The sequence below is a fragment of the Pseudomonas sp. GD03875 genome, assembly GCF_029840585.1.
In the GTDB taxonomy this organism is placed as follows: domain Bacteria; phylum Pseudomonadota; class Gammaproteobacteria; order Pseudomonadales; family Pseudomonadaceae; genus Aquipseudomonas; species Aquipseudomonas paralcaligenes.
On the sequence record NZ_JAOCCV010000003.1, the window covers coordinates 102,192 to 114,707 of the forward strand.

At 67.6% G+C, this 12,516-nt stretch carries 12 protein-coding genes and 1 pseudogene; 2 read left to right on the forward strand and 11 right to left on the reverse strand.

The genetic code is table 11. From position 1 onward, the window contains the following. Nucleotides 1-105 precede the first annotated feature (105 nt). A complete protein-coding gene (gene lipA / locus N5D30_RS03430; RefSeq protein WP_279907665.1) occupies nucleotides 106-1,158 on the forward strand; it encodes a lipoyl synthase in 1,053 nt (350 codons plus the stop codon). A gap of 172 nt (nucleotides 1,159-1,330) precedes the next feature. On the opposite strand, the gene lipB is transcribed toward lipA, so the two are convergent. The 11 genes and pseudogenes from lipB to N5D30_RS03485 all read right to left on the reverse strand — a co-directional run bounded on the left by lipB (nucleotide 1,331) and on the right by N5D30_RS03485 (nucleotide 11,483). Then, the gene (gene lipB / locus N5D30_RS03435; protein WP_279907666.1) at nucleotides 1,331-1,948 is read right to left on the reverse strand and encodes a lipoyl(octanoyl) transferase LipB; all 618 of its coding nucleotides are present in this window, start codon (nucleotides 1,946-1,948) and stop codon (nucleotides 1,331-1,333) included. Continuing rightward, the gene (locus N5D30_RS03440) at nucleotides 1,948-2,226 is read right to left on the reverse strand and encodes a DUF493 domain-containing protein (RefSeq protein WP_279907667.1); all 279 of its coding nucleotides are present in this window, start codon (nucleotides 2,224-2,226) and stop codon (nucleotides 1,948-1,950) included. Before N5D30_RS03440 ends, lipB begins: the two co-directional genes overlap by 1 nt. A gap of 130 nt (nucleotides 2,227-2,356) precedes the next feature. Next, nucleotides 2,357-3,532, reverse strand: a complete 1,176-nt coding sequence (locus N5D30_RS03445; protein ID WP_220811912.1) for a D-alanyl-D-alanine carboxypeptidase family protein — start codon at nucleotides 3,530-3,532, stop codon at nucleotides 2,357-2,359. Nucleotides 3,533-3,622: 90 nt separating this feature from the next. After that, nucleotides 3,623-4,627 (reverse strand): septal ring lytic transglycosylase RlpA family protein, encoded by a 1,005-nt coding sequence (locus tag N5D30_RS03450; protein ID WP_279907668.1) that lies wholly within the window; start codon nucleotides 4,625-4,627, stop codon nucleotides 3,623-3,625. Then, a pseudogene (gene mltB, locus N5D30_RS03455) lies at nucleotides 4,624-5,550 on the reverse strand (lytic murein transglycosylase B); the annotation flags it as partial. The pseudogene mltB and the gene N5D30_RS03450, both read right to left, overlap by 4 nt. A gap of 86 nt (nucleotides 5,551-5,636) precedes the next feature. Continuing rightward, a complete protein-coding gene (gene rodA, locus N5D30_RS03460; protein WP_220811906.1) occupies nucleotides 5,637-6,785 on the reverse strand; it encodes a rod shape-determining protein RodA in 1,149 nt (382 codons plus the stop codon). Continuing rightward, complete coding sequence (gene mrdA / locus N5D30_RS03465; RefSeq protein ID WP_279907670.1) at nucleotides 6,782-8,710, reverse strand: penicillin-binding protein 2; 1,929 nt, start codon at nucleotides 8,708-8,710, stop codon at nucleotides 6,782-6,784. The genes rodA and mrdA overlap by 4 nt, the downstream gene beginning before the upstream one ends. A 9-nt stretch (nucleotides 8,711-8,719) precedes the next feature. After that, complete coding sequence (gene rlmH, locus N5D30_RS03470; RefSeq protein ID WP_279902782.1) at nucleotides 8,720-9,187, reverse strand: 23S rRNA (pseudouridine(1915)-N(3))-methyltransferase RlmH; 468 nt, start codon at nucleotides 9,185-9,187, stop codon at nucleotides 8,720-8,722. Next, nucleotides 9,187-9,546, reverse strand: a complete 360-nt coding sequence (gene rsfS / locus N5D30_RS03475) for a ribosome silencing factor (RefSeq protein WP_192321419.1) — start codon at nucleotides 9,544-9,546, stop codon at nucleotides 9,187-9,189. The genes rlmH and rsfS overlap by 1 nt, the downstream gene beginning before the upstream one ends. Nucleotides 9,547-9,553: 7 nt before the next feature. Continuing rightward, nucleotides 9,554-10,204 (reverse strand): nicotinate-nucleotide adenylyltransferase, encoded by a 651-nt coding sequence (nadD, locus tag N5D30_RS03480; RefSeq protein ID WP_279907671.1) that lies wholly within the window; start codon nucleotides 10,202-10,204, stop codon nucleotides 9,554-9,556. 13 nt (nucleotides 10,205-10,217) lie between these two features. Continuing rightward, on the reverse strand, nucleotides 10,218-11,483 hold the full coding sequence (locus N5D30_RS03485) for a glutamate-5-semialdehyde dehydrogenase (protein ID WP_279907672.1): 1,266 nt from the start codon (nucleotides 11,481-11,483) through the stop codon (nucleotides 10,218-10,220). Nucleotides 11,484-11,818: 335 nt separating this feature from the next. On the opposite strand from N5D30_RS03485, the gene N5D30_RS03490 reads away from it, so the two are divergent. After that, a complete protein-coding gene (locus N5D30_RS03490) occupies nucleotides 11,819-12,514 on the forward strand; it encodes a DNA-3-methyladenine glycosylase (protein WP_279907673.1) in 696 nt (231 codons plus the stop codon). The last annotated feature ends 2 nt before the right edge of the window (nucleotides 12,515-12,516 follow it).

The following is a 12,516-nucleotide window of genomic DNA, read 5'->3' on the forward strand; positions in this document are numbered from 1 at the left end:
CGAAGCTCGCGCCCCTGCCGGCAGCCTCTGGAGGCCCATCCCATGGTAGACTTCACCCCGGCCACAAGCCCCACCACCGAAGCCCCTACCGGAGCCGAGAGTTCGATGTCCGATACCGCCTCGCCCAAGCCCGTATCCAGCGGCGAAAAATTCCGCAATTCCCAGGGAATCACCGCGATCAAGGATGGCCAGAAGCGCCGCGCTTCTGCCGAACCCCAGATCGTCGAGCCCAAGCCGAGCTGGTTGCGGGTCAAGGCGCCGAGCGGCAGCCGCTTCGATGCGGTCAAGCGCAATGTCGGCGAGCATCGCCTCAGCACCGTCTGCCAGGAATCCCACTGCCCGAACATGGGCGAATGCTGGTCCAACGGCACCGCCACCATCATGCTGATGGGCTCGGTCTGCACCCGCGCCTGCCGCTTCTGCGCGGTCGACACCGGCAACCCGAACGGCTGGCTGGACCTGGAAGAGCCGCAGAACACCGCCAAGTCGGTGGAGCTGATGGCCCTGCGCTACATCGTGCTGACCTCGGTGGACCGCGACGATCTGCCCGATGGCGGCGCCGCTCACTACGCTGCCTGCGTCCAGGCGATCAAAGCCAACACGCCGCAGGTGGTAGTGGAAGCCCTGACGCCGGACTTCGACGGCGACCACGAGGCCATCGCCCGCGTGGTGGATTCCGGCCTGGAGGTCTTCGCCCAGAACGTCGAGACGGTCAAGCGCCTGACCCACGTGGTACGCGACCCCCGCGCCGGCTACGAGAAGACCCTCAAGGTGCTGGAGCACGCCAAGCGCCATCGCCCCTCGGTCATCACCAAGACCAGCCTGATGCTGGGCCTGGGCGAGACCGACGAGGAAATCCTGCAGACCATGGACGACCTGCGCGCCATCGGCGTGGACATCCTCACCCTCGGCCAGTACCTGCAGCCCACCCGCAACCACCTGCCGGTCAAGCGCTGGGTCAGCCCCGAGGAATTCAACCGCTTCCGCGACATCGGCCTGGAAAAAGGCTTCATGGAGGTCGCCGCCGGCCCGCTGGTGCGCTCCAGCTACCGTGCCGACCGGGTGTTCGAGAAGAACAACCTGGGCCTGGCCGCCCCCGCCCCGGTGCCCGGCCAGCAGCAGGACAGCAGCCTGATTCCGGCGCTCAACCTGCACTGACGCGCCGCTCTCTGGCGGCGCGTCTTGCCTGGCTTAAGCCCTTACTCTCAAACCCGTCACCCCGGCGCAGGCCGGGGCCCAGAAAACCGTCAGGCGACTCGGAGCGGGCGGCTGGATACCGGCCTTCGCCGGTATGACGGGCTTGTTAGCGTGGTGATACTTCGAAAGGCTTTCAGGCGTAACCCAGGCGCTCGCGCAAGGCGCTCTCCAGGCGCTGTGCCACCTCGCTGAGCGAGGGCGGGGTTTCGAGCAGCTCCCTGAGCTGGACCATCTTCAGGCCGGCATAACCGCACGGGTTGATACGCTGGAACGGCGACATATCCATGTCGACGTTCAGCGCCAGGCCGTGGAACGAGCAGCCATTGCGCACCCGCAGGCCCAGCGAGGCGATCTTGTCGCCGCCGACGTACACTCCCGGGGCATCGGCCTTCGGCGCCGCCTCGACGCCATAGCTGGCCAGCACGTCGACCAGTGCCCGCTCCATGGCGGTGACCAGCTCCCGTACTCCCAGCTTCTGGCGGCGCAGATCGAGCATCAGGTAGGCCACCAGCTGGCCGGGGCCATGGTAGGTGACCTGGCCACCGCGCTCGACCTGGACCACCGGTATGTCGCCGGGCGCCAGCAGGTGCTCCGGCTTGCCGGCCTGGCCCTGGGTGAAGACCCGGGGATGCTGCAGCAGCCAGATTTCGTCGGCCGTCCGCTCGTCGCGCTCGGCGGTGAAGCTGCGCATGGCTTCCAGGGTCGGCAGGTATTCCACCAAGCCCAGGTGCCGCACCACGAGCTCCGCCACTAGAGCACCATGTGCACGCGGCCGGTGGCTTTCAGATCGCCGTGGATCGCCTGCAGCTGCTCGATGCCGGTGGCGGTGATCAGCACCTGCACGGAGAGGAAGCGGCCATTGCGGCTGTCGCGCACCACCAGGGTGTCGACGTCGAAGCCCGGCGCGTGGCGCCGGATCACTTCGGCCACCAGGTCGGCGAAGTCTTCGCCGGCCTCGCCGATCACCTTGATCGGGTAGCGCTCGCAGGGGAATTCGATTTTCGGGGCTTGTACTTCGGTATCTGTCATCGCGGTCGCTCCGGGTTTGCCACCCGTGAAATGCGAACGCCCCGATTCCGGGGCGTCCTTGTGAGTCTGTCGATTCAGATCCCTGATCTGGGACCCAAACGGCGGTGTTTCAAGGCCGCCAGGCGACTCTTTAGTTGAACAGTCCGTAGAAGAACAGGCGGATGCTATCCCACAGGCGGCGGAAGAAGCCACCCTCCTCCACCGGCTCCAGGGCGATCAGGTTGGCGGTATGCACCAGCTCCTCGCCCAGCTTGACCTCAACCTTGCCGACCACATCGCCCGGCTTGAGCGGCGCTTCCAGCTGCGGCTCCAGCGCCATGGTGGCCTTGAGCTGCTTGGCCTGGCCCTTGGGCAGGGTCAGGCTGAGGTCCTCGGCCAGGCCGGCCTTGACCTGGCGGGTGGTGCCCTTCCACACCTGGGCCTGGGCGACTTCCTGGCCCTTCTTGTAGAAGGTCTGGGTCTCGAAGAAACGGAAGCCGTAGGTCAGCAGCTTCTGGGTCTCGGCGGCGCGGACCTTCTCGCTGTCGGTGCCGAACACCGAGGTGATCATCCGGGCGCCGTCGCGCACGGCGGACGCCACTAGGCAGTAGCCGGCTTCCTGGGTGTGGCCGGTCTTCAGGCCGTCGACGGTGCTGTCGCGCCACAGCAGCAGGTTGCGGTTGCCCTGCTTGATGTTGTTCCAGAGGAATTCCTTCTGCGAGTAGATCGCGTAGTGGGCCTGGTCCTCATGGATGATGGCGCGCGCCAGGATGGCCATGTCGTGGGCGCTGGAGTAGTGCTCCGGATGCGGCAGGCCGGTGGCGTTCATGAAGTGGGAGTTCTTCATGCCCAGTCGCTCGGCGGCGGCGTTCATCATGTCGGCGAAGGCGTCCTCGCTACCGGCGATGTACTCGGCGATGGCGATGCTGGCGTCGTTGCCGGACTGGATGATGATCCCGTGCAGCAGGTCGTCCACCGTCACCTGGCTGTTCAGCGGCAGGAACATGGTGGAGCCGCCGGACGCGGCGCCACCGGTGCGCCAGGCGTGCTCGCTGACGGTGACCAGGTCCTGCTCACCGATCTTGCCCTTGCGGATTTCCAGGGTGGCGATGTAGGCAGTCATCAGTTTGGTCAGGCTGGCCGGCGGCAGGCGCTGGTCGCCGTTGTTCTCCACCAGCACCTTGCCGCTGGCGGCGTCCATCAGCACGTAGGACTTGGCGGCCAGCTGCGGCGGCGAGGGAATCGCCGAGTCGGCGGAGGCGGCGAGCGGGGCGATCAGCAGGGTGGCAAGCAGGGCAAGGCGTTGGGCAAAGCGGGAGATGTTCATCCGTCTCTCTGAATAGCTGTTCAACAATGGCACAGGCGGACCGGAATCCGCCTGCATTCACCGCCGCCACGGGGGCGACGGACGAAGTTGCTAGTCCGGCTTGACCAGGGCCGGGTCGCCGAGGTTGGCCAGACGCACGCTGTCCTGCAGTTGCTGGGCCTCAGCCTGGGTTTCGACCGGCCCCATGCGCACCCGGTGCAAGATCTGCTGGTTGCGTACCACCGAGCTGATAAACACCTTGGCAGGCACCGTTTGGCTCAACTTGGCCTTGAGTAGTTCCGCAGCGTCCGGATTGGCGAAGGCGCCCACTTGGAGATACAGGCCAGACGCTGCGGGCGAAGCGTTTTTTTTTACGTCGATCTGCACCGGCAGCACGGCGGCCGCGTGCTGCGCGGGCGGCGGCGTGTACTGCTCGATCGGCTGGGCCTGGGCAACCGCCACCGGGGCCGCCGGCGCGGGCTGGGCAGCCATCTTCGGCTGGGCCAGCACCATCGGCACCGGGCGCCCCTGGGCCGCCCACCATTCGTGCGGGTCGATGCCCTCTACCTTGACCCGCGCGGTGCCGCTCTCGGCATAGCCGAGCTTCTTCGCCGCGGCGAAGGACAGGTCGATGATGCGATCGGAATAGAACGGGCCGCGGTCGTTGACCCGCAGGATCACGCTCTGGCCGTTGTCCAGGTTGGTCACCCGCACGTAGCTCGGCAGCGGCAGGGTCTTGTGCGCGGCGGTCATGCCGTACAGGTCGTAGGCTTCGCCGTTGGCGGTGGCCTGGCCGTGGAACTTGGTGCCGTACCAGGAGGCGGTGCCGGTGGCCGCGTAGCGGCGCCCGTCCTGGATCGGGTAGTAGGTCTTGCCCAGCACCGTGTAGGGGTTGGCCTTGTAGTTGCCGTAGTGCGGCATCGGCACCGCGTCGGGGATGCGCGACACGTCGACATCCCACCAGGGCGCGCCATCACGGTGCGGACGGTTGTAGGCGGAGGGGCCGGAAATCGGCTGGGAGCCCGGCTCAACGGGTTGCGGGGCACGGTTGTTGGAGCAGCTGACCAGCGCCAGGCCGAGGCCCGTGGCGGTCAGGATGCGCAGGACGGACTTCAAGGACGACCCCGCTTGGCGACCAGCTCGCCGGACAGTTGGTGGACGGCCATGGCGTACATGGCGCTGCGGTTGTAACGGGTGATCACGTAGAAGTTGGGCAGGCCCATCCAGTACTCCTGGCCCTCGGCGCCGTCGAAGCGGAAGGCAGTGACCGGGATGTCGTCGCGCAGCACGTCGGCGCTGACCCAGCCCAGGGCACGCAGCTCGCCGACGTTCTTCACCGGGTCGAGGCCCTGGGTCAGGCCGCTGTCGGCCTGCTCGCCCTTGACCTGGGCGCGGCTGACCACCGGTCCGCCGCTGACCCAGCCGTGGCGCTTGAAGTAGCTGGCGACGCTGCCGATGGCATCGACCGGATTGGCCCAGATGTCGATGTGGCCATCGCCGTCGAAGTCCACGGCGTAGGCGCGGAAGCTGCTCGGCATGAACTGCGGCAGCCCCATGGCCCCGGCGTAGGAGCCTTTCAGGGTCAGCGGGTCGACCTGCTGCTCGCGGGTCAGGATGAGGAACTCGCGCAGCTGCTGGCAGAAGAATTCGGCGCGCGGCGGATAGTCGAAGCACAGGGTGGAGAGCGCATCGAGCACCCGCCAGCTACCGGTGTTGCCGCCGTAGAAGGTCTCCACGCCGATGATCGAGACGATCACCTCGGCCGGCACCCCGTACTCCTGCTCGGCCCGGGCCAGAGCCTCGGCGTGCTTGTTCCAGAAGTCCACGCCCTTGCTGATGCGCGCTTCGGTGATGAAGATCGGCCGGTATTCCTTCCACGGCTTGACCTTCTCGGCCGGGCGGGAGATGGCATCGAGGATCGCCTGCTTGCGCTCCACCTGGTCGAACAGCGCGGTCAGCTGCTCGCCAGCGAAGCCATAGTCGCGGGTCATCTCGCCGATGAACTCGGCGACCCTGGGCGAGCCCTGGTATTCCCCGGCGGCTTGGACCTGGCCGGCCAGGCCGAGCATCACCATCGCGGCGACTCCCCAGCTACGCATTGCTTGATTCAAATTCTGCACTCTTGTCATGACTGGGCGATCCACTTGCGGTGCGTCTGGATCGCCATCAAAACCCCAAACCCGGACAACAGCGTCACCAGATGGGTTCCGCCGTAGCTAATAAAGGGCAGGGGCACCCCCACCACCGGCAACAGACCGCTCACCATGCCGATGTTAACGAATACGTAGACGAAGAACGTCATGGTCATGCTGCCGGCCAGCAACTTGCCGAACAGCGTCTGCGCCTGGGCCGTGATCACCAGTCCGCGGGCGATCAGCAGCAGGTAGACCAGCAGCAGGATACACACTCCGACCATGCCGAACTCCTCGCTCAGCACGGCAATGATAAAGTCCGTGTGGCTTTCCGGCAAAAAATCCAGGTGCGACTGGGTGCCGAGCAGCCAGCCCTTGCCGAACACGCCGCCGGAACCGATGGCCGCCTTGGACTGGATGATGTTCCAGCCGGTGCCCAGCGGGTCGCTTTCCGGGTCGAGGAAGGTCAGCACCCGCTGCTTCTGGTACTCGCGCAGGACGAAGAACCACATGCCCACCGCGATGGGCGCCACCGCCGCCGCCGCGCCGATGATCCAGCGCCACTGCAGGCCGGCCATGAACAGCACGAAGGCGCCCGAGGCGAGGATCAGCAGGCCGGTGCCCAAGTCCGGCTGCTTCAGGATCAGCACGAAGGGGATCAGGATCAGCACCAGGCTGATGGCGATGTGCTTGAGCTTGGGCGGCAGGTTGTGCCGGGCCAGGTACCAGGCGATGGTCGCCGGCATGATGATCTTCATGAATTCCGAGGGCTGGAAGCGGATCACCCCCGGGATGTTGATCCAGCGGGTGGCGCCCATGGCCGTGTGGCCCATCACCTCCACCGCCGTGAGCAGGCCGACGCCGGCCAGGTAGGCCAGCGGCACCCAGCGCGCCATGAAGCGCGGCTCGAACTGGGCGATGACGATGGCGGCCACCAGGCCGATGCCGAACGAGGTGCCCTGCTTGATCACCAGGTCCCAGTTCTTGCCGCTGGCCGAATAGAGGACGAACAGGCTGCCGGCGCACAGCACCAACAGGATCAGCAGCAGCCAGCCGTCGATGTGCAGGCGCTGCAGCAGGCTGGCGCGGCGCTTGAACACGTCCTGGTCGGAGATGTTGCGGTCGAAATCCTGGCGTTTCATCGCTGTACGCTGGCCTCCTGGGCGGCGGCGGGCGCCGGCGGGCGGAACTCGGGTTTGAGCTGGCCGTCCTCGCCCAGCAGCCAGGCGTCCATCACCTGCTTGACCACCGGCGCCGCGACACCGGAGCCGGACTCGCCGTTCTCCACCATCACCGCCACCGCGATCTTCGGATCCTCCGCCGGCGCGAAGGCGACGAACAGAGCGTGGTCGCGGTGGCGCTCGGCGATCTTGCTGCGGTCGTACTTCTCACCCTGCTTGATGGCGACCACCTGGGCCGTGCCGCTCTTGCCGGCGATGCGGTACACCGAGGTGGCGCCGACCTTGGCCGCGGTGCCGCGCGGACCGTGCATCACCATTTCCATGCCGTTGCGCCCGTAGTCCCAGAACTTCGGGTCGCGCAGCTGGATGTCCGGCGGAGTCGCCACGTGGGGCATCAGGTCCTGCTCCATCAGCTCATGGGGGGACATGCCGTCGGCCTGCTTGAGCAGGTGCGGGCGTATCCACTTGCCGCGGGTCGCCATCAGGGTCACCGCCTGGGCCAGCTGCAGCGGCGTGGTCTGCATGTAGCCCTGGCCGATGCCGAGGATCAGCGTCTCGCCCGGGTACCAGGCCTGGCGGTAGCGGGCCCGCTTCCACTCGCGCGACGGCATCAGCCCGGAGGCTTCCTCGAACATGTCCAGCGACACGCGCTGGCCGAGGCCGAAGCGCGTCATGTATTCGTGCATGCGGTCCACGCCCATCTTGTGGGCGAGGTCGTAGAAGTAGGTGTCGTTGGACCGCATGATGGCGAACTCCAGGTTCACCGAGCCGTCGCCCGAGCGGTTCCAGTTGCGGTACTTGTGGGTGTTGCCGGGCAGTTGATAGAAACCGGGGTCGTAGACCCGGGTCTGCGGGGTGACGACGCCGGCGTCCAGGCCGGCTACCGCCACCATCGGCTTGATGGTCGAGCCCGGCGGGTACAGGCCGCGCAGCACCCGGTTGTACAGCGGCCGGTCGATGGAGTCGCGCAGGTCGGCATAGGCCTGGAAGCCGATGCCGGTGACGAAGGGGTTGGGGTCGAAACTGGGCTGGCTGACCATGGCCAGCACGTCGCCGGTGGCCGGCTCGATGGCCACCACGGCGCCGCGGCGTCCGCCCAGCGCGTCCTCGGCGGCCTCCTGCAGATTCACGTCGAGGGTCAGGGTCAGGTCCATGCCGGGCGCCGGATCGGTGCGCTTGAGCACTCGCAGCACACGGCCCCGGGCATTGGTCTCGACTTCCTCGTAGCCCACCTCGCCGTGCAGCAGGTCTTCGTAGAAGCGCTCGACGCCGGTCTTGCCGATGTGGTGGGTACCGGCGTAGTCGGCCGAGTCGAGTTCCTTGAGTTCCTTCTCATTGATGCGCCCGACGTAGCCGACCGAGTGGGCGAAGTGACCCTTCTGCGGGTAGTGGCGCACCAGCTGGGCGCTGACGTCCACGCCGGGCAGGCGGAACTGGTTCACCGCGATGCGGGCGATCTGCTCCTCGGTCAGCTCGAACAGCACCGGCACCGGCTCGAACGGCCGCCGTCCCTGGCGCATGCGCTTCTCGAACAGGGCGCGGTCGTCGGGCGTGAGCTGCAGCACCTCGACGATCACGTCCAGCACCTGGTGCCAGTCGCCGGCGCGCTCGCGGGTCACGGTCAGGCTGAAGCTGGGCCGGTTGTCGGCGATGATCACTCCGTTGCGGTCGAAGATCAGGCCGCGGGTCGGCGGGATCGGCTGCACGTGGATGCGGTTGTTCTCGGCCAGGGTCGAGTGGTGCTCGTACTGGATCACCTGCAGGTAGTACATGCGGGCGATCAGCACGCAGGTCAGCAACAGCACGGTGATGCCGCCGACGACGACGCGACGACGCACCAGGCGGGCGTCCTTCTCGTGGTCCTTCAGGCGGATCGGTTGCGGCATGGCGACTGCTTATTTGTGGTACGGATGCCCGGACAACACGGTCCAGGCACGGTAGATCTGCTCGCCGACCAGGATGCGCACCAGCGGGTGCGGCAGGGTCAGCGGCGACAGCGACCAGCGCTGCTCGCTGCGCGCACACACCTCGGGCGCCAGCCCCTCGGGGCCGCCGACCATCAGGTTGACGGTGCGCGCGTCCAGGCGCCAGCGGTCCAGCTCGACGGCCAGTTGCTCGGTGCTCCAGGGCTTGCCTGTGACCTCCAGGGTGACGATGCGTTCGCCGGGCTGGACCTTGCCCAGCATGGCCTCGCCTTCCTGGCGGATCAGGCGGGCGACGTCGGCGTTCTTGCCCCGGGTGGTCAGCGGAATCTCCACCAGCTCCAGCGGCAGCTCGGACGGCAGGCGCTTGACGTACTCCTGCCAGCCCTCCTCCACCCAGCGCGGCATGCGCGAGCCGACGGCGATCAGCCTGATACGCACTACTCGGCCGGGTCCTGGTGCTGCGCGCGGCTCTGCTCGGCGCCCTGCCACAGGCGCTCCAGGTCGTAGAACTGGCGGGTAGCGACCTGCATCACGTGGACCACCACGTCGCCCAGGTCGAGCAGGGCCCACTCGCCACCGTCCAGACCCTCGTTGCCGATCGGGCGCACGCCCTGCTCCTTGACCTTGTCCAGCACTTCGTTGGCCATCGACTTGACGTGACGGCTGGAGGTGCCGCTGGCGATCACCATGAAATCGGTGACGCTGGTCTTGCCGCGCACATCGATGGTGGTGATGTCCTGACCTTTCAGGTCTTCCAGGGCCGCGACGGCGACCTTGACCAGTTCTTCGTTTTGCATCGTTACCTCATGAATCGGTTTTCGCACGGTACAGATCGTGCGTATGGATATAGGCCAGCACGGCGTCGGGCACCAGAAAACGCACCGAACGCCCCTGCGCCAGCAACTGGCGAATCAGGGTGGCGGACACCGCGAGCGACGTCTGCCAGATGAAACTGATCTGTCCGCCCGGCCCCGAGAGGCTGTGCGGGTCGGTCACGCTGCGCGCGGCGAGCAGGTCGCGCAGGGCCTCGGGCGGCTCGCTGTCGGCATCCGGCCGCTGCAGCACGAGGATGTGGCAGTGGTTCAGCAGCTCCTGCCAGCGATGCCAGGTCGGCAGCCCGCAGAAGGCATCCCAGCCCAGCAGGAGGAACAGCTGGTCGTCCGCCGCCAACTCGCCGCGCACCGACTCCAGGGTGTCGTAGGTGAACGACGGCTTGTCGCGCCGCAGCTCGCGGTCGTCGACCCGCAGCACCGGCTCGCCGGCCACCGCCAGCTCGACCATGGCCAGGCGCTGCTCGGCCGTGGCCTGGGGTGCCTCGCGGTGCGGCGGGCGGGCGCTGGGGATCAGCCGCAGCTCGTCCAGCGCCATGTGCTCGGCCACTTCCAGCGCGCCGCGCAGGTGGGCGATATGCACCGGGTTGAAGGTGCCACCCAGGATTCCGAGGCGACGCGCCATCAGGTGCGCCCCATCAGGTACGAATATGCCCGTCGCCGAACACCACGTACTTCTCGCTGGTCAGGCCTTCCAGGCCGACCGGGCCGCGGGCGTGCAGCTTGTCGGTGGAGATGCCGATCTCCGCGCCCAGGCCGTACTCGAAGCCGTCGGCGAAACGGGTCGAGGCGTTGACCATCACCGAGGCGGAGTCCACCTCGGTGAGGAAGCGCCGCGCATCGCTGAAGTTCTCGGTGATGATCGCGTCGGTGTGCTGCGAGCCGTAGCGGTTGATGTGCTCGATGGCCGCGTCCAGCGAATCGACGATGCGGATCGCCAGGATCGGCGCGTTGTACTCGGCGCGCCAGTCGTCCTCGGTCGCCTCCAGCACGTCGCCACCGAGCAGCGCACGGGTCGCGGCGTCGCCGCGCAGCTCCACGCCCTTGTCGCGGTAGATGGCGGCCAGCGGCGGCAGCACGCGCTCAGCGATGCCGGCGTGGACCAGCAGGGTCTCCATGGTGTTGCACGGCGAGTAGCGCTGGGTCTTGGCGTTGTCGGCGACGCGGATGGCCTTGTCGAGGTCGGCGGCGCTGTCGATATAGACGTGGCAGACGCCGTCCAGGTGCTTGATCACCGGCACCTTGGCGTCGCGGCTGATGCGCTCGATCAGGCCCTTGCCGCCGCGCGGCACGATCACGTCGACGAACTCAGGCATGGTGATCAGGGCGCCGACGGCGGCGCGGTCGGTGGTCTCCACCACCTGCACGGCGCTGGCCGGCAGGCCGGCTTCGGCCAGGCCGAGCTGGATGCAGCGGGCGATAGCCTGGTTGGAATGGATAGCCTCGGAGCCGCCGCGCAGGATGGTGGCGTTGCCGGACTTCAGGCACAGGCTGGCGGCATCGATGGTCACGTTGGGCCGCGACTCGTAGATGATGCCGATCACGCCCAGCGGCACGCGCATCCGGCCGACCTGGATGCCCGAGGGCAGGTAGCGCATGTCGCGGATCTCGCCGATCGGGTCCGGCAGGGTGGCGACCTGGCGCAGGCCCTCGATCATGCTGTCGATCACCTTCGGCGTCAGCGCCAGGCGGTCGACCATGGCCGGCTCCAGGCCGCTGGCGCGGGCGGCGGCCAGGTCCTGCTCGTTGGCGGCAGCAAGCTCGGCGCGGGCGGCGTCGAGGGCGTTGGCGGCGGCCTGCAGGGCGCTGTTCTTCTGCGCGGTGCTGGCACGGGCGAGCACCCGCGAGGCATCGCGCGCGGCGCGGCCCAGGCGGGTCATGTAGTCGAGCACGGACTCGGTCATGGTCGGCGGAGGTCTGGCAGTTGGAAAAAGTGGCTGATTATAGCGGGCATGCCCTGCCTCGCCCAGCACTGCCGGGCGGATGGTCCGGGCAATCGGGCGAAGGTCCTGCCGGACAAGCGCAGGTAGGAATCCCGTCGTTCCCGCGCAGGCGGGAATCCATGGGCAGCCCTTGGGTCCCCGCCTGCGCGGGGATGACGAGGTATGGGATGGGCAGCCGCTGCAACAGCCGATTGCCGTGGACGGAGGGTGCGTCCATGCAACATCGCGGAACAAGATTCACTGCCGGCACCGCCGCTCATTGCTAAGATCGCGCGATTTCCCGCTCCGGAACCGCGATGACCGCCCTGCCCTGGCCCGCAGCCGCCGCGCTGCCCGACAGCTTCTTCGACCGCGACGCCCAGCTGCTCGCCCGCGCGCTGCTGGGCAAGGTCATCCGCCACCGCCATCGCGGCCACTGGCTGGCCGCGCGGATCATCGAGACCGAGGCCTACTACCTGGCCGAGAAGGGCAGCCACGCCTCGCTCGGCTACACCGAGAAGCGCCGCGCGCTGTTCATGGACGGCGGCCACATCTACATGTACTACGCCCGCGGCGGCGACTCGCTGAACTTCAGCGCCCACGGCCCGGGCAACGCGGTGCTGATCAAATCCGCCCTGCCCTGGCTCGACGAGCGCTGCGCCGAGGACGCCCTGCAGCGCATGCAGGCCAACAACCCTTCCGCCGCCGGCGACCACCGCCACCCCGAGCGCCTGTGCGCCGGCCAGACCCTGCTGTGCAAGTCACTCGGCCTGAAAGTGCCGGAGTGGGACGCGCAGCGCTTCGACCCGCAGCGACTGTTCGTCGAGGACGTCGGCCAGCGCCCGGTGCAGATCATCCAGACCACCCGCCTGGGCATTCCGGCCGGGCGCGACGAGCATCTGCCCTACCGCTTCGTCGACGCCGCCTATGCCCGGCACTGCACACGCAACCCATTGCGCCGAGGACAGGTCGAAGGTCGCGACTACGTTCTGCTGAAGCCCGAGGAGCTGTAACC